Origin of the sequence: Steroidobacter sp. (assembly GCF_036402275.1) — a bacterium.
Lineage (GTDB): Bacteria > Pseudomonadota > Gammaproteobacteria > Steroidobacterales > Steroidobacteraceae > Steroidobacter.
The window spans coordinates 364,077-387,266 of record NZ_DASWTF010000036.1; the positions used below are offsets into that span (position 1 = coordinate 364,077).

21 protein-coding genes are annotated in these 23,190 nt (G+C 62.6%); 7 read left to right on the forward strand and 14 right to left on the reverse strand.

Translation table 11 applies throughout. The features are described 5' to 3' along the window. Positions 1 to 11 precede the first annotated feature (11 nt). Both VGD45_RS21290 and VGD45_RS21295 read right to left on the reverse strand, forming a co-directional pair. Positions 12 to 1,280, reverse strand: a complete 1,269-nt coding sequence (locus VGD45_RS21290) for an aminotransferase class I/II-fold pyridoxal phosphate-dependent enzyme (RefSeq protein ID WP_331157361.1) — start codon at positions 1,278 to 1,280, stop codon at positions 12 to 14. Between the two features lie 106 nt (positions 1,281 to 1,386). Next, positions 1,387 to 2,133, reverse strand: coding sequence for a hypothetical protein (locus VGD45_RS21295; RefSeq protein WP_331157362.1), 747 nt, complete (start codon positions 2,131 to 2,133; stop codon positions 1,387 to 1,389). Positions 2,134 to 2,414: 281 nt separating this feature from the next. Between VGD45_RS21295 and VGD45_RS21300 the strand changes: the two genes are divergently transcribed. Further along, positions 2,415 to 3,164, forward strand: coding sequence for an electron transfer flavoprotein subunit beta/FixA family protein (locus tag VGD45_RS21300; RefSeq protein WP_331157363.1), 750 nt, complete (start codon positions 2,415 to 2,417; stop codon positions 3,162 to 3,164). Further along, positions 3,164 to 4,108: an electron transfer flavoprotein subunit alpha/FixB family protein gene (locus VGD45_RS21305; protein ID WP_331157364.1), complete on the forward strand. Its 945-nt coding sequence runs from the start codon at positions 3,164 to 3,166 to the stop codon at positions 4,106 to 4,108. The genes VGD45_RS21300 and VGD45_RS21305 overlap by 1 nt, the downstream gene beginning before the upstream one ends. 75 nt (positions 4,109 to 4,183) lie before the next feature. On the opposite strand, the gene VGD45_RS21310 is transcribed toward VGD45_RS21305, so the two are convergent. The 5 genes from VGD45_RS21310 to VGD45_RS21330 all read right to left on the reverse strand — a co-directional run bounded on the left by VGD45_RS21310 (position 4,184) and on the right by VGD45_RS21330 (position 9,877). Next, positions 4,184 to 4,663 (reverse strand): peroxiredoxin, encoded by a 480-nt coding sequence (locus VGD45_RS21310; RefSeq protein ID WP_331157365.1) that lies wholly within the window; start codon positions 4,661 to 4,663, stop codon positions 4,184 to 4,186. A 185-nt stretch (positions 4,664 to 4,848) separates the two neighbouring features. Then, positions 4,849 to 5,481 (reverse strand): GntR family transcriptional regulator, encoded by a 633-nt coding sequence (locus VGD45_RS21315; protein ID WP_331157366.1) that lies wholly within the window; start codon positions 5,479 to 5,481, stop codon positions 4,849 to 4,851. 231 nt (positions 5,482 to 5,712) lie between these two features. Then, positions 5,713 to 6,630 (reverse strand): hydroxymethylglutaryl-CoA lyase, encoded by a 918-nt coding sequence (locus VGD45_RS21320; protein WP_331157367.1) that lies wholly within the window; start codon positions 6,628 to 6,630, stop codon positions 5,713 to 5,715. Positions 6,631 to 6,645: 15 nt separating this feature from the next. Then, positions 6,646 to 8,370: a dihydroxy-acid dehydratase gene (gene ilvD / locus VGD45_RS21325; protein ID WP_331157368.1), complete on the reverse strand. Its 1,725-nt coding sequence runs from the start codon at positions 8,368 to 8,370 to the stop codon at positions 6,646 to 6,648. 121 nt (positions 8,371 to 8,491) lie between these two features. Next, positions 8,492 to 9,877, reverse strand: coding sequence for a class II 3-deoxy-7-phosphoheptulonate synthase (locus tag VGD45_RS21330; RefSeq protein ID WP_331157369.1), 1,386 nt, complete (start codon positions 9,875 to 9,877; stop codon positions 8,492 to 8,494). A gap of 157 nt (positions 9,878 to 10,034) precedes the next feature. Between VGD45_RS21330 and VGD45_RS21335 the strand changes: the two genes are divergently transcribed. The 3 genes from VGD45_RS21335 (at position 10,035) to VGD45_RS21345 (ending at position 13,768) form a co-directional block, all read left to right on the forward strand. Further along, the gene (locus VGD45_RS21335) at positions 10,035 to 11,201 is read left to right on the forward strand and encodes a saccharopine dehydrogenase family protein (protein WP_331157370.1); all 1,167 of its coding nucleotides are present in this window, start codon (positions 10,035 to 10,037) and stop codon (positions 11,199 to 11,201) included. Positions 11,202 to 11,203: 2 nt separating this feature from the next. After that, positions 11,204 to 12,727 (forward strand): aldehyde dehydrogenase family protein, encoded by a 1,524-nt coding sequence (locus tag VGD45_RS21340; protein WP_349263328.1) that lies wholly within the window; start codon positions 11,204 to 11,206, stop codon positions 12,725 to 12,727. A 69-nt stretch (positions 12,728 to 12,796) separates the two neighbouring features. Then, a complete protein-coding gene (locus VGD45_RS21345; RefSeq protein ID WP_331157372.1) occupies positions 12,797 to 13,768 on the forward strand; it encodes a 2-dehydropantoate 2-reductase in 972 nt (323 codons plus the stop codon). Here VGD45_RS21345 and VGD45_RS21350 read toward each other — a convergent pair. Next, positions 13,765 to 14,247, reverse strand: a complete 483-nt coding sequence (locus VGD45_RS21350; RefSeq protein ID WP_331157373.1) for a DUF1772 domain-containing protein — start codon at positions 14,245 to 14,247, stop codon at positions 13,765 to 13,767. The genes VGD45_RS21345 and VGD45_RS21350 overlap by 4 nt on opposite strands. A gap of 239 nt (positions 14,248 to 14,486) precedes the next feature. Between VGD45_RS21350 and VGD45_RS34400 the strand changes: the two genes are divergently transcribed. Both VGD45_RS34400 and VGD45_RS21360 read left to right on the forward strand, forming a co-directional pair. Continuing rightward, complete coding sequence (locus tag VGD45_RS34400) at positions 14,487 to 14,921, forward strand: addiction module protein (protein ID WP_331157374.1); 435 nt, start codon at positions 14,487 to 14,489, stop codon at positions 14,919 to 14,921. After that, positions 14,918 to 15,217, forward strand: a complete 300-nt coding sequence (locus VGD45_RS21360) for a type II toxin-antitoxin system RelE/ParE family toxin (protein ID WP_331157375.1) — start codon at positions 14,918 to 14,920, stop codon at positions 15,215 to 15,217. The genes VGD45_RS34400 and VGD45_RS21360 overlap by 4 nt, the downstream gene beginning before the upstream one ends. Before the next feature lie 8 nt (positions 15,218 to 15,225). Here the strand turns inward: VGD45_RS21360 and hrpA are convergent, their stop codons facing one another. From hrpA to mazG, 6 genes are all read right to left on the reverse strand, one after another. Further along, positions 15,226 to 19,140: an ATP-dependent RNA helicase HrpA gene (gene hrpA / locus VGD45_RS21365; RefSeq protein WP_331157376.1), complete on the reverse strand. Its 3,915-nt coding sequence runs from the start codon at positions 19,138 to 19,140 to the stop codon at positions 15,226 to 15,228. A gap of 42 nt (positions 19,141 to 19,182) precedes the next feature. Further along, positions 19,183 to 20,547 (reverse strand): ATP-binding protein, encoded by a 1,365-nt coding sequence (locus tag VGD45_RS21370; protein ID WP_331157377.1) that lies wholly within the window; start codon positions 20,545 to 20,547, stop codon positions 19,183 to 19,185. A 21-nt stretch (positions 20,548 to 20,568) separates the two neighbouring features. Then, on the reverse strand, positions 20,569 to 21,258 hold the full coding sequence (locus VGD45_RS21375) for a response regulator transcription factor (protein ID WP_331157378.1): 690 nt from the start codon (positions 21,256 to 21,258) through the stop codon (positions 20,569 to 20,571). 3 nt (positions 21,259 to 21,261) lie between these two features. Further along, entirely contained in the window at positions 21,262 to 21,558 is a 297-nt protein-coding gene (locus tag VGD45_RS21380; protein WP_331157379.1) for a PepSY domain-containing protein, read from the reverse strand. A gap of 102 nt (positions 21,559 to 21,660) precedes the next feature. Then, positions 21,661 to 22,218 (reverse strand): glycine zipper 2TM domain-containing protein, encoded by a 558-nt coding sequence (locus VGD45_RS21385; protein WP_331157380.1) that lies wholly within the window; start codon positions 22,216 to 22,218, stop codon positions 21,661 to 21,663. A 124-nt stretch (positions 22,219 to 22,342) separates the two neighbouring features. Further along, positions 22,343 to 23,188, reverse strand: coding sequence for a nucleoside triphosphate pyrophosphohydrolase (gene mazG / locus VGD45_RS21390; RefSeq protein WP_331157381.1), 846 nt, complete (start codon positions 23,186 to 23,188; stop codon positions 22,343 to 22,345). Positions 23,189 to 23,190: the final 2 nt, after the last annotated feature.

Genomic DNA, 23,190 nt, shown 5'->3' on the forward strand with positions numbered 1-23,190 from the left:
TGCCCCTTATCTCATGACTTGCGGACGACCTTCAGATCCGGCGCCGCGCGTGACACAGGCTCGGCCCCATCGGCATAGCTGTCCAACAGTTCCTCCATCCGGCGGAACACGTCGGCCAGCACTTCGGGCCGCGGCAGATTGGTGATGCGGAAGTGCGTCTTGTAAGGCGTGTTGAAGCTGGTGCCCGGCGCCAGCAGCACGTGCTTGTGCTCCAGCAGGTCCATGGCGAAGCGCTGATCGTCGAAGCCCGGCAACACGCCGTCCTTCACGCCGATGAACGCGTAGATGGCGCCGCGAGGCGCATGCACTTCCAGGTATTTGCTCTTGGCCACGCCATCGAGAATCGCCTGCCGCGATTCAAACAAACGACCGCCCGGACGGACCAGCTCCTGAATGCTCTGATAGCCGCCGAGCGCGGTCTGCACGGCCCACTGGCCGGGCACGTTGCTGCACAAACGCAGCGACGACAGCTTATCGAGGGCGCTCAGATATTCGCGAGCCGCTTCGACCTCACCGGAGAACGACACCCAGCCGACGCGATAACCGCAGGCGCGATAGACCTTCGACAGGCCCGACATGGTGGCGCACAGCGTGCCGTGCACGAGTGTGGCCATCGGCACGAACTTGGCGTCGTCATAAACGATCTGGTCGTAGATCTCGTCGGAGAACACCACCAGGTGATGTTTCTCGGCGATGCGAGCGATGGCTTCCAGCGTGGCGCGCGAGTACACGGCGCCCGTCGGATTGTTTGGATTGATGACGACGATGGCACGGGTGCGGCTGGTGATCAGCGCCTCGATCTCTTTCGGATCGGGCTCGAAACCGTTCGCGGCATGACAGGGATAATGCACGGCCCGGCCGCGATTCAGGTTCACCGCCGCCGTCCACAACGGATAGTTCGGCATCGGCACCAGTACTTCGTCGTCCGTCGACAGCAGCGCACGCAGCACCAGGTCGATCAGCTCGCTGACGCCGTTGCCCATGAACACCTCATCGGCGCTCACGCCACGCACGCCGCGGCTCTGCTGTTGCATGACCACGGCTTCGCGAGCCGGGAAGATGCCTTTCTGGTGGCTGTAGGCTTCGCTCGCCTTCAGGTTTTCGATCATCGCCAGCCGCATGGTCTCGGGCGTGCGAAAACCGAACACGCCGGGATTGCCGATGTTCAGCGGGATGATGTCATAGCCCCGGCGCTCCATCTCGTGCGCTCGCCGCGCCAGATCGCCGCGAATTTCATACTTCACGTTGGCGAGGCCGGCACTGGGGCGGATGGTACGCATAGGACTCGAAGCGGCTGTTGGGGATTGACTGGTGCCGCAAGATAACAGAATCCCGTGCGCAGAAGTGCGCACAGGTTCAAGGGTCCGCGGCCACTACAGATCCGCCTCAGTGTTCACTCAGCAGCGACCCGAACCCTTCGATCTTGTCCTCGATCCCCGTGCTGCGGAGCGCGTGCCAGTAGGTGCAGGTGTTCACAGCCAGTACCGGCTTGCCGAGCCAGCGCTCGGCCTCGGCCGCTACCTGCGCAAATGCCAAGTTGGTGCCTACCTGCAGGATCAGCTCGACGCTACTGTCGTCCACCTCCCTCACTGCCCGGCGCAGGCGTTCGGGCGCCTCGTGGGCCATGAGCAGCGGGCTATTCGACTTCAACCCCAGCAGGTTGACCACTTCGAAGCCACTGTCCGTGAACGAGCGGCGCACCTGCGCGTCGCCCGAGGGCATGTACGGCGTGATGACGCTGATCCGGCGAATGCCGCCGTACCGCTGAATCGCGGCCTGGCACGCCAGCACGCCCAGGATCGCCTTCACCCCCGCTCGCGCTTCCAGGTGGGCCTGCAGGGCGTTAGCGTCGAGCACGCCTTCCCAGAAGGTCTCGGCCGACATGCCGAAAATGACCGCGGACGGTGAACAAGCCATGACCGCATCCATGGCGGCCTCAATCGAATTGCGCACCTGCCCCATCATGGCCGCGAACTCGCTTTCGGTGCCCACCGGCGAGTCGGGAATGACAACGCGGGCCATCTGATTGGTGACCCCGCGCGGGCGCATGGCGTCGTATTCCGGCTGCACGATGGTGTTGGTGGCCGGGGCAATCACACCAAACTTCAGGCGCGGAGCAAGAGCATCGGGCATGGTGAGCGGTCGTTGTGCTTGGAATGGGAGCGGAGTTTAGCCGGTCGTGCCGAAGCCGAGCGGTGACCGCATTCCACTTCTGGCGACACAATACGCACCGGGCAGACACCCGACCTGCGCCGGGCGGCCCGATGTCGGACAAACCCATGTTTTTCCTGTGCAGAACGCGGCCGAACGCGACCTCATGTTGATTGACTCGCCGGCCTGCTTCCAGTAGCGTGCCGGGCCGCTGCTGCGGCCTGCGGCAGCGAATTAAGCGATCAATTAAATCGGAGTCGACGTTGAGCAAGATTCTGGTGGGACTGAAGCGCGTGGTGGACTACAACGTCCGCGTCCGCGTCAAACCCGACGGCACGGGTGTCGTGACCGACGGCGTCAAAATGAGCATCAATCCCTTCGATGAGATCGCGCTGGAAGAGGCGCTGCGCATCAAGGAGAAAGGTGGCGCCACCGAAGTCGTGGTGGTCAGCATCGGTCCCGCCGACACCCAGCAGCAGCTGCGCACCGGTCTCGCCATGGGCGCCGACCGCGCCATCCTCGTGCAGGCCGACGCGCCGGTCGAGCCGCTCGCCGCCGCGAAGATTTTCCTCAAGCTCATCGAGAAAGAGAGCCCGCAGATCGTCCTGCTCGGCAAGCAAGGCATCGACGACGACAACAACCAGACCGGCCAGATGCTGGCCGCGCTGTGGGACCGCCCGCAGGCGACCTTCGCCTCCAAGGTCGAGCTCGAAGGCTCCAAGGCCAAGGTCACGCGTGAAGTCGACGCCGGCCTCGAGACCATCGAAGTCGACCTGCCCGCCGTGCTCACCACCGACCTGCGTCTGAACGAGCCGCGCTACGTGAAGCTGCCCGACATCATGAAGGCCAAGAAAAAGCCGCTCGACACCGTCGCCATCGCCTCGCTTGGCGTGGACACGGCGCCGCAGTTCAAGACCGCCAAGTACGAGCCGCCCGCGGCCCGTTCCAAAGGCGTCATGGTGAAAGATGTGGGCGAGCTCGTCGCCGCTCTGAAGCAAAAGGGGCTCGTCTAATGTCCGCCAAGATTCTCATCGTCGCCGAACACGCTGGCGGCAAGCTCAATCCTTCCACCGCCAAGTGCGTCGCCTGCGCCAGCACGATCTCGGGCGCGCAGATCGATGTCGCCGTGTTCGCGACCGACGGCTCCGCCGTCGCCGCCGAAGCCGCGAAGATCCAGGGTGTGAAGACCGTGTTGAAGGTCGATAACGCCGCGAATGCCGAGCCGCTCGCCGCAGTGCTCGCGCCTCAGGTCGCCGCTGTCGCCGCGAACTACACGCACGTGTTCGGTCCTTCGACCACCTTCGGCAAAGATTTGATGCCGCGAGTCGCCGCGCTGCTCGGCGTCGGTCAGCTCAGCGACATCATGGCGGCCGAAGGTGCTTATAAGTTCCGTCGCCCGGTGTATGCGGGCAACGCCATCATCACTGTCGAAGCGCCGCAAGATAAGAAGCTGGTCGCGACCGTGCGTACCGCTTCGTTCCAGGCGGCTCCGCAAGGTGGCAGCGCTGGTGTCGAAGCTGCGAATGTTTCGGCTTCGCTGCCCTCTCACACTCGCTTCGTGTCGCGCTCCGCTGCAGCCACCGGCCGCCCGGATCTGCAGACCGCGCCGCGCGTCGTGTCGGGTGGTCGTGCGCTCGGCAGCTCGGATAATTTCAAGATCATCTTCAGCCTCGCCGACAAGCTCGGCGCCGCTGTCGGCGCGTCGCGTGCGGCGGTGGACGCGGGCTACGCAGCGAACGATCTGCAGGTCGGCCAGACTGGCAAGATCATCGCGCCGGAGCTGTACGTCGCGGTCGGCATCTCGGGTGCGATCCAGCATCTGACCGGCATCAAGGACGCTCGCACCATCGTGGCGATCAACAAGGACGCCGAAGCGCCGATCTTCGAAGTGGCCGACATCGGTCTGGTCGGCGATTTGTTCACGGTCCTGCCGGAGTTGGAAAAAGCGCTCGGCTGAGCGCTGACGTTAGGAAACAAAAAGGCCGCCGCGACGATAATCGCGGCGGCCTTTTTCATTTGCGTCTCGCGCGGCTTAGAGCTGCGTCAGCACGTGCTCCGCGCTGGAGACTTTGAACTCGCCCTTCTGCTCGACATTCACCTGTTTCACCACGCCGTTATCCACGACCAGCGAAAACCGCTGCCCGCGAATGCCCATGCCGTAGCCGGTAGCGTCCATATCGAGACCCAGCGCCTTGGTGTATTCGGCGTTGCCGTCGGCCAGCATTTCCACTTTGCCTTCGGTGTTCTGGGATTTGCCCCACGCCTTCATGACGAACGCGTCGTTCACGGCCATGCAAGCGATCGTGTCGATGCCCTTGCCGCGGATGTCGCCGGCCTTTTCCACGAAGCCCGGCAAATGCTTGGCGTCGCAGGTGGGCGTGAATGCGCCTGGCACCGAGAACAGCACGACCTTGCGGCCTTTGAAGAACTCCTCGGCACTGACCTTCTGCGGCCCGTCCTTGGTGATCTGAGTGAATGTGCCCGCAGGCATCTTGTCGCCGACTTTGATCATGACAATCCCCTCGCTGATGACCTGAACCTGGAACCCGACATTCTAGACATCGGGCACCCTTGGGGTACAGGGATGTACCCCGCCACGCAAGTGGCGAGCGAGCGGCAAAAGTCGCGCCTTTTGCCGCCTCGCACGAGGGTCGTGGCAGGATGCCCGATCCCGAGTCAGATAAGATGTAGAGGGAATCAGATCTGCAACGTGCCCCTGGCTCCGAGAATATGGGATCGCATCAGTGCCGAGCTCCAATCTCCATCACGCGCTTCCAGCGCACGCACGATCTCCAGGTGATGCGACGCGCTGCGGATCAGGTCCTCGTCCTGATACGTCGCGAATGTTCTCAACATCATCGGCGCTTCGATCAACGACGCCAGCGCCGTCACCAGCCGCGGGCTGCCGGCGAACTCGTGAATGCGTCGGTGAAACTGACTATTGAGCACGCCGACCCGTTCGAGATAGCCCTCCGGCTTCGCGAGCGTTTCGTGATATTGATCCTCGGCGAGTTGCCGCAACTCGGCGATGCCCTCGACGGTGATCCGACGCGCCGCCCGCCCCGCTCCATAGGACTCGAGCATCGCCCGCAATTCATACACGTCGTCGCGATCCTCGACGGTCCACTCGGTGACGATCGCGCCCTGGTGAGGGACGAACTCCAGCAGCCCTTCGGCGTGGAGTTTTCGCAACGCCTCCCGAACCGGGGTGCGACTCACTCCGGCGACGGCCGCCACTTCCTGCTCGGTGATACGTGATGAAGCTGGATACACGCCACGCACGATGCGTTCACGTACGGTGTGATACGCCTTGTCCACTGCTTTGGCCATGGTGCTCCTTCATAGATTCGTTGATGGAGGCCCGCAATGCGCCGCTGCATAGGAATGGGTATGAACGGGCCTCGTATAACGCCAGTGTATACGCGCCCCGTCATGTGAATACAGCAATATGCGCCGTCCCGGAAGGCAAAATTCCGAGGGACTAACTTAGGTTAGGGGTGGTTAGCTAACGTCCGACAGGATTGTCGGACGTTTCAAGGCAGCGGCCAGAAAAGTGAGCTATCAGCCTGATGCGCTTACGGTTCTGACCGGGAAGCCGCCGGCCTTGGACACCATGCTGGGTACCGGCTTGCCACGCTGCTCTTGCAACCAGAGGGCAGTCTCGATCAGCCGGTTCAGATCGATGCCCGTGTCGTATCCCGCCCGGGACAACATGTACACCAAATCTTCCGTGCCCACGTTGCCGGTCGCATTCGGTGCGAACGGACAGCCGCCGACGCCACCGACGCTCGCGTCCAGCGTGTTCACGCCAGCGAGCACGGCCGCGTAGGCATTCGCCACCGCTGTATTCCGAGTATTGTGAAAGTGACAGCGGATGGCGACATCGCCGACCACGGCGCGCACCTGTTCGACCAGCGATGTGACTTGACTCGGAACCGCAACACCGATGGTGTCGGCGAGCGCGATTTCGAGCGGCTGGGTCGCGGCGAGACGCCGGCAAATCTCGACGACGCGAGATGTCGGCACTTCGCCCTCGAACGGGCAACCGAACGCCGTCGACAGCGTCACCTGCATCCGCACGCCCGCTTCGCGCGCGAGCGGCGCGATCTCTTCGATGGTGCGAATGAGTTCTTCCGTGGTTGCGCCCTGGTTGCGTTCGCTGACGCTGTTGGTCGCGGCCGCGACCAAGCCAACCTCGGTACAACCGGCGGCGAGGGCACGGTCGAAACCTTTCTTGTTGAGCACCAAGCCGACGTACTGCACGCCCGGCACTTTGGGCAGCCCGGCCATCACAGCCTCGGCATCCGCCATCTGGGGCACGCGCTTCGGATTGACGAAGCTCGCGACCTCGATGCGTCGGAGCCCCGTCGCCACCAGGCGCCCGATCAGCTCCAGCTTGGTCGCCGTCGACAGAATCTCGGGCTCACTCTGCAATCCATCGCGCGGCCCCACTTCGACGATTTCAATCGCTCGCGCCATGATCGATTCTCTACTTCAGTGACTCTCGCAGACATCGCCGTCCGTGATCGCGCCCAACGACGCGCTGCTGACGGAACGAGCGTACTTCGCAAGCACGCCGCGACGCGTGTAAGGCTCAGGCGCCTTCCACTGCGCCCGACGCTTGGACAATTCTTCCTCGCTCACCGCGACCTGAATTTCACGTGACTGCGCATCGATGGTGATCGAGTCGCCATCGCGAATCAGGCCGATGGGACCGCCCACCGCCGCTTCCGGCGCAATGTGTCCCACCACGAAACCGCGGCTGCCGCCCGAGAAGCGGCCGTCGGTGATCAACGCGACTTTGTCGGCCAGGCCCGCGCCGGCGATGGCGCTGGTCGGGCTCAACATTTCGCGCATGCCAGGACCACCCTTGGGGCCCTCGTAGCGAATCACAACCACATCTCCCGCTTGGACCTTGCCATCGAGAATGGCCTGCACCGAAGCCTCCTCGCCATCGAACACTCGCGCGCGGCCGGTGAACGACAGGCCTTCCTTGCCCGTGATCTTGGCGACCGAGCCTTCCGGCGCGAGGTTGCCATAGAGCACCACCAGATGGCTTTCCGGCTTGATGGGATTCTTGAAGGCGTAAACGATGTCCTGATTCTTCGGATACGGCTTCACGCTCTTCAGGTTCTGAGCCAGCGTCTTGCCGGTGACCGTCAAGCAGTCCCCGTGCAGCAAGCCTTCCTTCAATAGGATCTTCATCAGCGGCTGGATGCCGCCGATGCGCACCAGCTCCGACATCATGTATTTGCCGCTCGGGCGCAGATCCGCGAGCACCGGCACTTTCTTGCCGATGCGAGTGAAATCATCCAGCTCGAGCGGAATGTTCGCGGAGTGCGCGATCGCCAGCAGATGCAGGACCGCGTTGGTCGAGCCGCCGAGCGCGATGACCGTGGTGATCGCATTCTCGAACGCTTCGCGCGTCATGATCTGCGACGGTGTGATGCCCAGCTTGGCGAGCTTCACGACCGCCTTGCCAGCGTTCTTGCAGTCCTCGATCTTTTGCTTCGACACGGCGTCCTGCGCCGAGCTGTTCGGCAGGCTCATGCCCATCGCTTCGATGGCCGAGGCCATGGTGTTCGCCGTGTACATGCCGGCGCAGCTGCCGGGCCCCGGGATGGCCTTGCGCTCGATCTCGTCCATCTGCTTCTGGGTGATCTTGCCGCTGGTGAGCGCGCCACGTGCTTCGAACACTGAGATCACGTCGAGATGACCCGGCCCCGGTCGAATGGTGCCGCCGTAGACGAACACCGCGGGACGATCCAGCCGCGCCAGCGCCATCATGCAGCCTGGCATGTTCTTGTCGCAGCCGCCGATCGCGACCACGCCGTCAAAGCCCTGCGCACCGGTCACCGTCTCGATGGAGTCGGCGATCACTTCGCGCGACACGAGCGAATAGCGCATACCGGGCGCGCCGTTGGAAATACCGTCGGACACGGTGATCGTGCCGAACGTCGTGCTCTTGCCGCCCGAGGCGTCGACCGCGGCCGCGGCTGCCTTGGCGAGCTTGTCGATGTGCATATTGCACGGCGTGAGATTGCTCCAGGTGGAGGCAATGCCGATCGCCGGCTTCTTGAAGTCCGCGTCCTTGTAGCCTACCGCCCGCAGCATGGCGCGGCTCGGCGCCTGCTTCAGACCATCGACGACTTCGCTGGAATAACGACGGAAATTGACGGCGGTCTTGCCGTTGGAAGCGGATTTTTTCCTGGTGGCCATGAGTGAATCAGCTGCGATGAACGTGGCGACGAGATGATAGCGGCGGCCTCTATTGTAGAGGCCGCCGCCGAACGCAAGGCAAGTTATTGGAGGCGAAAGGACCTCGGCCGCTTTCGCCCATTTATATATTAATCACGGCGCTCTTCTGCGCGCCTTTTTTCGCGTGCAAACCGGCGATACGCATGGCCAGCTCCAGCGCCTGTTCGTAATTCAGGCGTGGATCGACCTGCGATTTATAAGCACGCGCGAGGTCCGCGTCCGTCAGACCCCGTGCGCCGCCTGTGCATTCGGTGACGTCTTCGCCCGTCAGCTCGAAATGCACTCCCCCGAGCCAAGAACCCAGTTCGCGATGGATGCGGAACGCCGCCTCCGTCTCGCTCAAGATGTTTTCGAAGCGCCGCGTCTTCAGGCCCGACGTGGCCGTCTCGGTGTTGCCGTGCATGGGATCGCAGATCCACAGCACTGGGCTGCCCGTGGCGCGTACCGCCTGAATCAGCGGCGGCAGACGCTTGTCGATGTCCTTCGCGCCCATGCGATGGATCAACACGATCCGGCCGGGCTCGTTGTTCGGATTGAGGGCTGCGATCAGCCCCTGCACCCACTCCGCGCTCATCGACGGGCCAACCTTGATGCCCATCGGATTGGAAATGCCACGGAAGAACTCCACGTGCGCGCCATCGAGCGCGGCTGTGCGCATGCCGATCCAGGGCATGTGTGTCGACAAGTTGTACCAGCGCTGCGAACGCGGGATGAATCGCGTCTGCGCCTGTTCCAGCAGCAGGTGCAGTGCCTCGTGGCTGGTGTAGAACTTGGTGACCGTGCTCTCGTGGATCGGCCGGCCCGAGGTGGACTCGAAGAAATCGAGCGACTCGGAGATGGATTGCACGATGCGCTCGTACGCGTCCTTCAACGGCGAGTGCCGCACGAAATCCAGATCCCAGTATTCGGGGTGATGCAGATCGGCGAAGCCGCCGTCGATCAGCGAGCGGACGAAATTCAGCGTCAGGGCCGAACGCTCATAGCCACGCAGCAGCAGCTGCGGATCGGGCACACGCTCCTCGGCTGTAAATCCGGGACGGTTGACGTTCGCGCCCCGGTAGCTCGGCAGCGTCACGCCGTCGCGGGTCTCGGTGTCCGCCGAGCGCGGCTTTGCATACTGTCCGGCCATGCGGCCGACGCGGATCACCGGCTTCTTCAAGCCATAGACCAGCACCAGGCTCATCTGCAGCAGGATCTTGAGCTTCTTGGCGATCTTGTCGGACTCGCAGTCCTCGAAGGTCTCGGCGCAGTCGCCTCCCTGGAGCAGGAAGCGCTCACCGCGCTGCGCGGCCGCGATCTGCTCTTTCAGCGCTTCGACCTCCCAGGAAACCACCAGCGGCGGCAGCCGGGACAGCTCGCTCACCACGTGATCGAGCGCCGCCTGGTCGGGATAGGTGGCCTGCTGTTGCGCCTGTTTGGACTGCCAGCTGGAGGGATGCCACTGAAGGAGATCGGGATTTCGCGTCATAGCGGCACGGAGACTAGCACTCGATCGGTGCGAAGCAAACGGACTCGGCGCCAAATTGCATACAGTCGGAGCAGAAATCGCCTCCCGACCGCCGCTGAAGTTTACAGTTTCGGGGTTCCGGCCTTTTAATGAACCCCTCTTTGCACCGGGAGCGAGCATGGCCAAGGTTCTGATCCTCGGCGCCGGCAAGATCGGCGCGCTGATTTCCGGGCTGCTGGCGGAGTCCGGCTCTTACGAGGTGCATCTCGGCGATGTCAGCGCCGAGGCGGCCAACGCCGTAGTCAGTGCACATCGATTTGGTAATCTGCATGCGCACCACGTCGATGCGACCGATGCCGGCGCCCTGCGCGCCCAACTGCAGAAGCAGCCGGTGGACGCGGTCATATCGAGCCTGCCCTACTACTGCAATCCCGGCGTCGCCGAAGCCGCGCGAGCGGCGGGGGCGCACTATTTCGATCTCACCGAAGACGTCGAAGTCACCAAGGACGTTCGCAAGATCTCCGAAGGCGCCTCCCAGGCCTTCGTTCCCCAGTGCGGTCTCGCGCCGGGATTCATCTCCATCGCGGCCAATGAATTGATCGGTCACTTCGACGAGCTGCGCGCGGTGAAGCTGCGCGTCGGCGCCCTGCCCCAGCATCCGAACAACGTGTTGAAGTACTCGTTGACCTGGTCGACTGAAGGACTGATCAACGAATACGGCAACCCTTGCGAAGCGATCGTCGATGGCCGCCGCATCGAAGCCGCGCCGCTGGAAGGTCTCGAGGAGATCGAGATCGACGGCACGCTGTATGAGGCTTTCAACACCTCGGGCGGCTTAGGCTCGCTAGCCGATACCTATGGCGCGCGGGTGCAGAGCATGGATTACAAGACCATGCGTTATCCGGGACACTGCGAGCAGATGCGGTTGCTGATGAACGATCTGAAGCTCAATCACGATCGCGGCACGCTCAAACGCATCCTTGAAAACGCCGTGCCGCAGACCTTGCAGGATGTAGTGGTGATCTATGTGGCGGTCACTGGCAAACAAGACGGCGAGCTGCGCGAGGAAAACTACGTCAACAAGGTCTATCCTCAGGTCATCGCGGGCCGGCTGTGGTCGGCGATTCAAGTGACCACGGCATCGGGCATTTGCGCCGTCGTGGATCTCGTCATCAACAGCCGTGGCAAGCATCACGGCTTCGTGCGACAGGAAGACTTTCGTTTGCAGGACGTGCTGCTGAATCGCTTCGGCAAGCACTACGCCGCCACTGGTGGCAAGGAAGTGTCCGCCCACATCGTCGTGAGCGGCCAGGCCGGACATCAACGCCGGAACTCGAGTAAGTGAACATCATGCGCGAACTATTTGCAGCCCTCGATCTGAAGGACATCAATTCCGGCGCCTGGTCCGGCGACGGTGGCTGGTCGAATGACACCTCCGGTCCCGTGATCGAATCCGTGAATCCCACGACCGGCGAGTTGCTAGGCCGCGTGCACAGCGCGACTGCGGCGGATTACGAGCGCATCCTCGTCTCCTCACGCCGCGTGTCCGATCAGTGGAAGATCGTGCCAGCGCCCAAGCGCGGTGAAGCCATTCGCCTCGTCGCTGACGAGCTTCGCAAACACAAGGATGCGCTTGGCAGCCTGGTCACGCTCGAGGTCGGCAAGATCAAAGCCGAGGGCGACGGCGAAGTGCAGGAGATGATCGATATCGGCGATTTCGCCGTCGGTCAGTCGCGCATGTTGTACGGACAAACCATGCACTCGGAGCGGCCGCTGCATCGCATGTACGAGCAGTGGCATCCGCTCGGCGTGGTTGGAATCATCAGCGCTTTCAACTTTCCCGTCGCCGTGTGGTCGTGGAATTCGTTTCTGGCCGCGATCTGCGGCGATGTGAGTATCTGGAAGCCCTCGCTCAAAGCGCCGCTCTGCGCGATCGCCGTTCAGAAGCTCGTCAATCGAGTGCTCGAGCGCCATGGGTATCCGGCCATCTTTCAGTTGCTCATCGGCGGTAACGAGCTGGCGGAGAAGCTGGTCGACGATCGTCGCGTCGATCTGATTTCGTTCACCGGCTCCACGCCCGTCGGACGCAAGGTCGGCGAGCGCGTCGCGGCTCGCCTCGGCAAGAGTCTGCTGGAGCTCGGCGGCAACAACGGCATCATCGTCGATGAGTTCGCGAATCTGGATCTCGCGGTGCCGTCCATCGTCTTTGGCGCGGTGGGAACGGCTGGCCAGCGATGCACGAGCACGCGCCGTGTCTTCGTGCATGAGTCGCGCTCCAAAGAATTGGAGCAACGGCTGTTGCGCGCCTATTCGCAGGTGCGCATCGGCGATCCGTTGAAACCCGAGACGTTGATGGGGCCGCTGATCGACTCAGGGTCAGTGCAGCGTTATTTACAAGCCGTCGAGAAGGCGCAGCGCGCTGGTGGTACGGTGCTTTGTGGTGGCAAGGCGCGCTCGCCGGGCAATTTCGTGGAGCCCACCATCATTCGAGCCCGTCACGATTGGGGAATCGTGCAGACGGAAACGTTCGCGCCCATTCTGTATCTCATCGAATATCAGTCGCTCGATGACGCCATCGCCATGCATAACTCGTCGCATCACGGCCTGTCGTCGGCCATCTTCACCGACAACTTGCGTCACGCCGAAAAATTCCTGTCGGCGGTGGGTAGCGACTGTGGTATCGCCAACGTCAACATCGGCACCTCGGGCGCGGAGATCGGCGGCGCGTTCGGCGGCGAGAAGGACACTGGCGGCGGCCGCGAGTCCGGCTCGGATAGCTGGAAGGCTTACATGCGCCGGCAGACCAACACGATCAACTGGAGCCGTGAATTGCCGCTGGCTCAGGGCATCGATTTCAAGGTGATGGGTTAAGCTCACGCCTCGGCAGCAGGGCTTTGTGGTCATCTGTTGCCTTCGATGCGGCGATTTTCGGAGATTTCAGTGTCACGTAGTGAGTTCGCGATTGTCGGGGCCGGCGCGCTCGGCTCCATCCTGGCTGCGCATTTGATCCGTGCTGGCCGTTCGGTCACCCTCCTCGCACGCGGCCAGCGTGCAAAGCAAGTTCAAGAACAGGGACTTCGCATCAAAGGCTTGAGCGAGATCGCGACGCCCGTGGAAGTGCTCACGGATCCTGCGCAGCTGCGCGAAGCGGACACGCTCATCATTGCGACAAAAACTCCTGGGTCCGAGCAAACGCTTGCACAGCTACGTCACGTGCAAGTCGATCGAGCGCTCTCGATTCAGAACGGCGTCATGAAAGACGAACTGCTGGCGCAAACATATGGCCGCCATCGGACGCTCGGCGCGCTCGCCGACACGAGCGGTGAGTTGCTGGCCTCGGGTGAGGTCCTGTTCACTCGCAATGTGAATTTATTCGTCGGCGAGCTGGACGGCACCATGAGCGACGAGACGCGTCGTGTCGTCAAAGCCATTGACGATGCCGGTGTGCGCGCCACGCTCGTGCCTGACATCGTCTCGCGCGAGTGGAGCAAGTTTGTGTGCTGGGTCGGATTCGTGAGTTTGTCGCTCACTACGCGCGCGATTACTTGGCGCTTTGCTTCTGATCCCGATTCGGCGCTGCTCATGGTGCGTCTCACACGCGAGGTCGCCTCGCTGGCCAAAGCGCTTGGCATTCCATTGACCGACGACCGGGCTTTGCTGCCCATTGGAACCGTCCTCAGCGGCACCGACGCCGAGGCTGTCGCAGCCGTTCGCAAAGTCGGCGCGGAATATCAGGCGAAGGCGCCCGAGCACCGCATGTCATCCCTCCAGGACCTCCTTGCCGGCCGCCCTCTCGAAATTCACGAAACGCTCGGCTACGTGGTGCGTAAGGCGCGCGACCTGAATCTTTCTATGCCGCTGCTGACTAGCTTCTATGCGCTCGTGAGCGCGATCGATCGCACTCGCCATTAACCCACAAGGGCGTGCGCGAACGCCGCGGCCGCAAGCAAACACGCCACGGTCCGGACGTGATTCCATCGCGTCCACGGCGCTCGGTAGTTGCGCCACTGCGTTTCCATATCATTCGCCGATGGCGAGACGGCTGCTAACTTGTTGTTGAGCGGCACGTTGAACACCATCGTGACTCCAATCGATCCCACGAGATAAAACACGGCGCCCGCAATCGCCAGCGCCTCATTCCTCCCATCCGGCCTCGCCGCCACGCCAATCAATATCACCACGCACAGCAGCGCCGTCCCGAAGAAAACCAGGAAGAACCCCGGATTCAGGATCACGCGATTGATACTATTCATCGCCGCAACTGCACCCGCCGCGGGCAGCCGATCGAACGCGCGCATGATCGTGTTGGAGAAAACAAAAAACAGCCCGCCGATGAGCCCGCTCCCCACCGCGGCGAGCACGAGCAACGCGATCCAGACATGATCCGTCATGACTTCTCCCCGGTGTAACTGCGCCTCCTCGGAAGTTACTTCAATCCTCGCCGCCCGACTACGCCGCCACCGCCTAGCAACGTTTGCTACAGCGCCTCAGTTCTCGCCTTGTCGAGCCACCGCGTCAAAAAGTATCCGACGGGAATTCCCTGAATTTCATAAAGTACGGAGCCGTCAAAAGGCGTAGGCAGGTCTAACGGCGATGTGCTCGGCCAGTAAGCGGTGAGCAGGAGAACGCAATGAGTCATGAGGGCACGATCCCCAAGGGCACTGACAACGTGCTTGTGGATCTCGGTTTCGAGGACGCTGAAGAACTCTCGCTCAAGACCAGGCTCGCGCTCCAACTCAACACGTTGGTCGACAAACGCGGCCTGAGCCGGATCGATGTAGCCGATATTACTGGCCCGAGTCAGCTTCCGCGGTTGCCGCCCGCGAAGCAGGCGCGTAAGCTTTCTTGCATGAGCAGCCTACCCATTCAGCAGATGTCGTGGCAGGAGAAACTCCGCGCCATGGAAGAGCTGTGGGAATCGCTCAGTAAGGAGGCATCCCGGCTGGAATCTCCAGCGTGGCACGGCGACGCTCTACGCGAAACTGAGCAGCGCTATGAGGACGGGCACGAAGCGCCCGTGGACTGGTCCATCGCCAAGCAGGAGCTTCGCGAACGCCGCAAATGAAACTGCGGATACTTCCCTCGGCCATCCAGGATCTCGATCGCGGCCGGGAATTCTATGCCCGGCAGAGCTACACTCTGGGCGACTACTTTCTCGATTCTCTCTTCTCCGATATCGACTCGCTGGAACTGTACGCAGGCGTACACGCCCAGTTCTTTGGCTATCACCGACTGCTCGCTAAACGGTTTCCCTTTGCCGTCTACTACAAAGTGGAAGGAGACGTTTGCATCGTGTGGCGCGTGCTGGATTGCCGTCAGAATCCAGCGAAGACAACCGGCGCGCTGAAACCAGACCGTTGATGAGGGGCTCACGCCGCACGCTGGACTTCGACGCGGGCGCGTTCGATTTGGTCGGCGAGGCGTTTGTCCGACACAGGCAGAGCGGTCTTGAGATCCTGGGCGAACAAAGAGACGCGGAACTCTTCGATCATCCATTGCAGGCGATCCAACTCCGGATGGGTTTCGCCGCGAGGGGCTAGAGAAAGCAAACGTTGATAGGCCTGGGTGGCGGGCGAGACCTGGCGCATCAGGTCGGCGTCGCGCTTTTGATTGCCGGGGGCTTTGTCCAGGCGGCGTGTCAGGGCGCGGAAGTACTTGGGCAGATGCGGCCAGAGTGCAGTCGGCACGCTGGCGGGGAAATCGCCAGGGACGAGCATCTGCAGCTGCGATTGAACGTCGGTGCGAAGGGGCTGGAATGTCGGTCCTTCCAGAGCCGCGAGTTTCAACCGTGCGTTACGCAACTCACGAAGAGCCGCGGTGGTATGTTCGATCACCCGGTCAGTGACTTCACCGAAGCGTGCGCGATGACGATCGAGCAGTGCATCGAACTGCGCCGAAGAGCGAGGCAGGCCGCCCTCTTCGCTCAGGAAACATTCGACGAAGCATTTCTCCGCCAACGCATCGGCAATAGGACGCGAATTGTTCAGCCCCTGAGCCAGCAGCATCAGCTCGCTGCGCTCGGAACACCGCTTGCGGGCGTATTTGAACTGTTCCGGCAGCGCCAGGATGGCAAGCCGCAGAACGCCCGCGCGAAGCATTCCCTCGGCATCGACCAACGTGGCCGCCTCAGCGACTTCCACGCCATCAGCGCGATCGCGCAGCGTGGGATAAACAGAGAAACGCAGGCCGCGGCGCTGCACCGATTCTTCGACGGCGAGATCGCCGAAATCCCAACGCCGATGGATACCGCCCTGCCGAGCCGGCTTCTGTTCGCCCGATTTGGACTGGCTTTGCGCCTCCCCTTCACGAACGGCACGTTTCAAAGCCGCAAGGTCGCGCCCCTCGGCGAGCGTCCTGCCATCCAGATCCGCCACCCGGAAATTCACACGTAGATGATCTGGCAGAGGTAACGCAGCAACCTCCTCCGCCGACACCGCCGTGCCGCCGACGCGAGTGATCCACTCAGCGACCGCAGCGTTGAATTCCTTCGACTCGTCGATCTCAGCCGCCGCGCGAGCGGCGTGCTCGGGCACGGGGACGAAGGCTTTACGAATCTGCTTGGGCAGACTGCGCAGCAGTTGCGTGATCGTTTCGACACGCCAGCCAGGAATCGGACGAGAGAAATCGCCGATGACGGCGCCGCTCAACAACGGCTTGGGCAGAACGACCGTCACGCCGTCGCTTGCCGTGCCGGGCTCGAAGCGATACTCCAGCGGCAACTCATTCCCCGTCACCGCCAGAACCGGCGGAAACTCCTGCGGAGTGATTTCCGAAGCATCGCGGCGAGTGATATCGGCCATGGTCATCTGCAACTGCTGTGCATGGCCCGGCGTCTTCAACCACTTCTCCAGCGCCGACACCGAGTTCACCTGCTGCGGCAGCCGCGACAGATAAAAGTCACAAAGCGCCTGCTCATCGGCCAGGATGTCACGGCGACGAACCTTCGCTTCCATGACCTCGACTTGCTGACGCAAGCGACGATTGTTCTTCAGGAAGTCCGCTTTGACCCGCGAATGCCCCTCGACCAGCGCCTCGCGAACGAAGATCTCCTGCGCCTCGCGTGGCGAAACATTGCCGAGATTGATCCGGCGGCGCGAGGACAACGTGAGGCCATACAACGCGACCGACTCGAACGCCGCGACAAAGCCGCGATCTTCCACCCAGTGCGGCTCGCTATAGCTTCGCTTGATGAGATGCGCGCCGGCAGACTCGATCCACTGCGGCTCGACAGCAGCAACCGTGCGTGCGTACAGACGCGTCGTTTCCATCAAATTGGCAGCAACCACCCATTTCGGCGGTTTGCTCGCCAACGGCGTGCCCGGCGCCACGACGAAGCGTGTACCACGAGCACCGTCATACTCCCGCTTCTCATCCAGCGCACCGATGTTGCCGAGGAATCCCGTGAGAATGGCCTGGTGCAGATTGGCGTAGTCGGCAGGCGCAGTGTTCGGCTTGAGCTCGAGTTCTTTCACCGTCTCGCTCAGCTGCCGATGCAACTCCTGCCACTCATGAGCTCGCATGAACGCGATGAAGTTCTCGCGACACCACTTGCGCAACTGACTGCCCGATCCCGTCGTGGCCTGCGTCGTGTACGCGTTCCACAAATTCACAATGGCAATGAAATCGGACCGCGGATCGGCAAACGCCGCGTGCTTCTGATCCGCCTGCTGTTGCGCATCCGACGGACGCTCACGCGGATCCTGTGCAGCCAGGAAAGCCGCGATGACGAGCATCTCCGCCAAACACCCATGATGGCTCGCGGCCAGCAGCATGCGACCCAATCTCGGATCAACGGGCAGCGATGACAACTGCCGTCCCAGGCTCGTGACACGACGATCATCATCGACCGCTTTCAACTCCTGCAGCAGCCGATAACCGTCGTTGATCAAGCGCGTGTCGGGCGGATCGACGAACGGAAAGTCCTCCGGCTCGCCCAACTCCAGGGCCGCCATTTGCAGAATGACGCTCGCGAGGTTGGTGCGCAGGATTTCCGGCGGCGTGAACGCCGGCCGCAGATTGAACTCGTCCTCGGCATACAAACGAATACAGATACCCGGCGCCTCGCGGCCCGAGCGACCTTTGCGCTGATCGGCGCTCGCTTGCGAGATCGGCTCGATGGGCAGCCGCTGAACCTTACCGCGCACGCTGTAACGACTGATGCGCGCAAGGCCCGAGTCGACCACGTTCCGAATACCGGGCACCGTGAGCGACGTCTCCGCAACGTTCGTCGCGAGCACCACGCGTCGCGAGCCGTGCTTCTCGAAAATCTTTTCCTGATCGCGGGTCGACAATCGCGCATACAGCGGCAGAACTTCGGTGTTGTGCAGCCTGGCCTTGGACAACGCATCGGCCGCGTCGCGGATTTGTTTCTCGCCAGGCAGGAACACCAGCACGTCGCCGCGATCGACCTTATCCAGCTCCTGGACGGCCGCGACGATGCCCTCGTCCAACGACAGCTCGTAATCGTCCTCGTCCGTACCGCTCAAGGGCCGATAGCGGACCTCGACCGGATAACTGCGACCGGACACTTCGATGATGGGCGCGCCACCGAAGAACTCCGCGAAGCGTTGCGGATCGATGGTCGCCGAGGTGATCACCACGCGCAGGTCGGGCCGCTGCGGCAGCAGGCGCTTGAGCACGCCTAACAGGAAATCGATGTTGAGGCTGCGCTCGTGCGCTTCGTCGATGATCAGCGTGTCATAACGACGCAGCAGCCGATCGTTCTCCAACTCTCGCAGCAGGATGCCGTCGGTCATCAGCTTGATGCGACAGTCAGGGCCGGTGCGATCGTTGAAGCGTACTTGATAACCGACGGCGCCACCGACGGTCGTCTGCAACTCCTCGGCAAGACGATTCGCAATGGCGCGCGCAGCGATACGACGAGGCTGGGTGTGACCGATGATGCCGAAGGCCCCGCGGCCCGCCTCCATGCAGATCTTGGGCAGCTGTGTGGTCTTGCCCGAGCCGGTCGCGCCGCAGACCACGACGACCTGGTTTGTTTGTAACGCCTTCGCAATCTCTTCGCGATGTGCGCTGATCGGCAGCGCGGCGTCGTACTCGATCCGCAACGGCAGCGCTTTCAAGCGCTCGACGTTAGCGACGGACGCTTCAACGGACTGGCGCAGGTTCGCAATGGCGCCATCCGCCTCGGTCGGCGGATTACGGCGCGCGAACAGCCGATCCAGCTCCCGCGCCAGACGCGGCCTGTCGGCAAATCGCGTGTTCGGAAGCTGATCGCGCAGCGCCAGCAGCGCCGCGTTGTAGGGACTCGTCGGGGTACTCATTGGGCAGCCGGTTTGTATGCGATCCGACCGCCATGTTTCAAGTCACACGGGCGCGATTTTCACCTCGATCCGCGCTCCGCCCAGCGCCGACTGGTCGATATCGATGACGCCGCCGTTGAGATTGACCAGTTCTCGAACCACCGACAAGCCAATTCCCTGCCCGGCCACGCGCTCATCCAGCCGCGCGCCACGCTCCAGCACCTTGGCTCGGGACTCGACCGGAATGCCAGGACCGTCGTCCTCGATGACGAGCCGCAGACCATCGCGACGGGCCGCCGGACTCACGACCCGGTCGGCGGTGATACGAACTGTCGTGCGAGCCCACTTGAATGAGTTGTCCAGCAGATTGCCCGCGATCTCGGTGAGATCCTCGCGGTCGCCCATGAAGACGCAACCTTCGCCGACGCTGAGCTCACACGTGAGACGGCGCTCCACATACACCTTCAGCAGTGCGCCTCGTAACGCCTCCAACGCGTCACGAACATCGACCGGCGCTGTTCCCAAGCCGGTGCCGCCGGACGCAGCCGCGCGACGGAGCTGATATTTGACGATATCGTCCATGCGCCCGACCTGCTCATCGAGCTGGCGAGCGACGGGCAACTCCCGCCCCTGCCCGCTGAGCAGATTGCGCATTACCGCCAACGGCGTTTTGAAGCTGTGGGCGAGATTGCCGAGGGTGTTTCGATAACGCGCGAGTCGCTCACGCTCGCTTCGAAGCAGCGCGTTCAAGTTGGTGGTGATGCCCAACAGCTCGCGCGGGTAGCCGGTGCCAAGCTCGGTGAGATCGCCGACCTCGATGGCTTCGATCTCGTGCTCCACTCGCCGCAACGGCGCGAGCAACCGTCGCAGCATCACTGTGAAAGCGGCGAGCAGCATCACCATCAATGCGCCGAACCAGCCGAACAGCCGGCCGCGCAGTCGATTCAACTGCGCGTAATAAGGATCGAGACTTTCGGCGACGCTGTAAACGAACGGCCGCGCGACGCCGTTTCGGAACTGCCACTCGATGCCCATGCTGAGCGACAGCACGGTCGAGCCATCGGCCCGTTGCAGCTCGCCGAAGCGGCGCTCGCCGACAGCCACGCGAGGAAACACGATGCCGGTGCCGATCACCGATTTCGAGCGCCAGCTGGGCAGTCCGTCACTGCGCAGAATCTCGCCGTACAACCCGGAGCCCGGGTTGTCGAAACGCGGCTCGGCGAGCTGGTCGGGCCGCAGCCCGCCGCTCGAGTCCTCTTCCGAGGCCGACAGCAACGCCACCACCTGGACCTCCAGCCGATCCTGGATGGCGCGACGGGCCAGGTCCTGGAACACGAAGTCCAGGGCCAGGATGGTGACGCCAAAGAACAGGATCAGCAGGATGCTGACCGAGACGAGCAGTCGTGTGCTTAACGAACGCGGCTGCATCGTCCTCGCGAGCGGTTCTCTTTAGGCGGCTGCAGTGTCGCGCTGAAGGGCGAAGCGGTAACCCCGGCCGCGCAGCGTCTCGATCGGCTTGATGGTCTCGTCCGGATCGAGCTTGCGGCGCAGACGGCCGATGAACACCTCGATGGTGTTGCTGTCCCGGTCGAAATCCTGGGCGTACAGCCGCTCGGTCAGCTCGCTCTTGGAAATCACTTCGCCCGCCCGGTGGATCAGGTGATCCAGGATGCGGTATTCGAAGCTGGTCAGATCGACCTTGCGGCCGTTGACCATGACTTCCTGAGTACGAGGGTCGAGCGAGACCGGCCCACAACGCAGCACCGGCTGTGCCCAACCGCCCGAGCGACGCAGCAGCGCCTGCACGCGCGCCAGCAGCTCCTCGAAATGAAACGGCTTGGCGACGTAATCGTCGGCGCCGGCTTGCAGGCCTTCCACCTTGTCCTGCCAGCGATCGCGCGCCGTCAGGATCAGGATGGGAAAGCTCTTGCCCTCGCCGCGGAGCGTCTTGATCAGCTCGAGGCCAGGCAGCTTGGGCAGCCCGAGATCGACGATCGCCAGGTCCAGGGCATATTCCCGCCCGCAGTAAAGTCCTTCCTCGCCATCGGCAGCGGCATCGACCGTGAAGCCGTGCTGCTGCAGCTGTTCGACGATGGATTCACGCAGGGTCTGTTCGTCTTCCACAATTAGAACGCGCATGGATCAGTTCATTGCTCCCGATTCTGCATCCACGCTCACGTTCCACACCTTGCCGTCGGCGCTGAGCAGACGGATGCGATGCACCCGCTTGTCGCCGTTACGAACGGTCTCGGCTCTGACCGCCTTGGCCCGATAACGCCGCTGTACCATTTCCACGGCCTGGTCGAGCGACATGCCCGAGGGCTCGATGTGGTACTCGCGCCGCTGCCGGCGATCGATCAGTTCCTGAGCGTTGGCACTCGGAACCGCCGCGATCAGCGGCAGTAACAGAACCAATGCAAGGTGCCAGGAAGTGCGCATGGGGTCTAAGTGTACGCACGGCGAGACGTATGTTCACGTCCCGCCGCACAACCTTTGAAGAAACTCCTGTCGAAGATGGAAATCGTGTGACCGGTCCCCACCTCATTCGGCCACGGCGACGGCCACCCTGACCCGAATGCGTTCACCGGGGTCATACGGCAGGCGGGTCGTATATTCACGACCGTGGTACTCGTAAGTCACCCGGTACCCGTCAACACGCTCTTCGTACCGTTTCTCATATCGGGTTTCGCAACGCTGAACTATTTCTTCACGCACCGAAGCTGAACGGCGGGCGGCGGCGCCGTAGCCCACTGCCGCGCCGATCGTGGCGCCGGCCACGGTGGCCGCATCCTGGCTCCGGCCATGGCCGAACTGGTGTCCGACCACGCCACCGATGATGGCGCCCACCAAGGTCCGACCGCCCACCCCCGGATCGGAAATATCCGGGCGGGACTCGACATACCGCACGTCGTCGTAGCACTCGCGAGTCGGGGTTTCGACGCGCACCTGCCGGACGATGGGCTCCACGTGAGTCACGGGAGCGTAGTCGTATTCGGCCGAGGAGCCGCGCTCGTAGCGGGTGTAATGCGGCGGCGTGGCCGAAGCGACACCAGCCAGCAGGACACCCATCACGGCGATCGAAACCCGAGCGGCAGTCATTTCTGATCTCTCCAGGAACCCGGCGTCTTTCCCCGGGCGTGGGAGTCAAATTAGGACTCAAGCCATGAATGAACCCTGAATCCCGTCGGCCAACTTGTTACGAACTGTGTGGCGGGAGCAACACCTATTGGCGCTCTTTGGTCTTGCCTTCGTCCCAGAGCTGGTCCATCTCCTCCAGGGTGGCCTGTTGGGGCGTCTTGCCCCGGGCCGCCAGGCCCTGTTCGACATAACGGAAACGCCGTTCGAAACTGGCATTGGTGCGCTTCAACGCCAGTTCGGGGTCGATCTTGAGATAGCGGCAGACGTTGACCACACAGAACAGCACGTCGCCGATTTCGGCCGCGAGCCTTTCGTGCTGTCGGCTCTCGTGCGCCCGCTGCGCGTCCCCCGCATCGGCTTGCAGACAAACGTGCTGCCGGACTTCTGCTTTGAACTCGGCGATCTCCTCATCGAGCTTGTCGATGGCGCCGTGCACGTCCGACCATTCGAAGCCGACCTGCGCCGCGCGCTTACCGAGCTTGTTGGCGCGCGTCAGCGCCGGCAAGGCCACGGGCACATCGTCGAGCACACTCGCATGTTCCCTGCCGCCACTCTTTTCCGCGCGCTCACGACGTTTCTGTTCTTCCCATGCGACGGTCTGCGCATCGGCCGTCTCGATGGACGCATCGCCAAACACATGCGGATGCCGCCGCTCCATCTTGTCGCAGATCGCGTTCGCCACGTCGTCGAAGTTGAACGCGCCCTGCTCTTGCGCCATCTGCGAATGAAACACGACCTGGAACAGCAGATCGCCCAACTCGTCGCGTAACGACGCGAGGTCGCCGCGATCGATGGCATCCGCCACTTCATAAGCTTCTTCGACCGTGTAGGGCGCGATCGTCTTGAAGCTCTGTTGCAGATCCCACGGACAGCCGCGCTTGGGATCGCGCAGCCGGGCCATGATGTCGAGCAGACGTTGAATGCTGGACATGT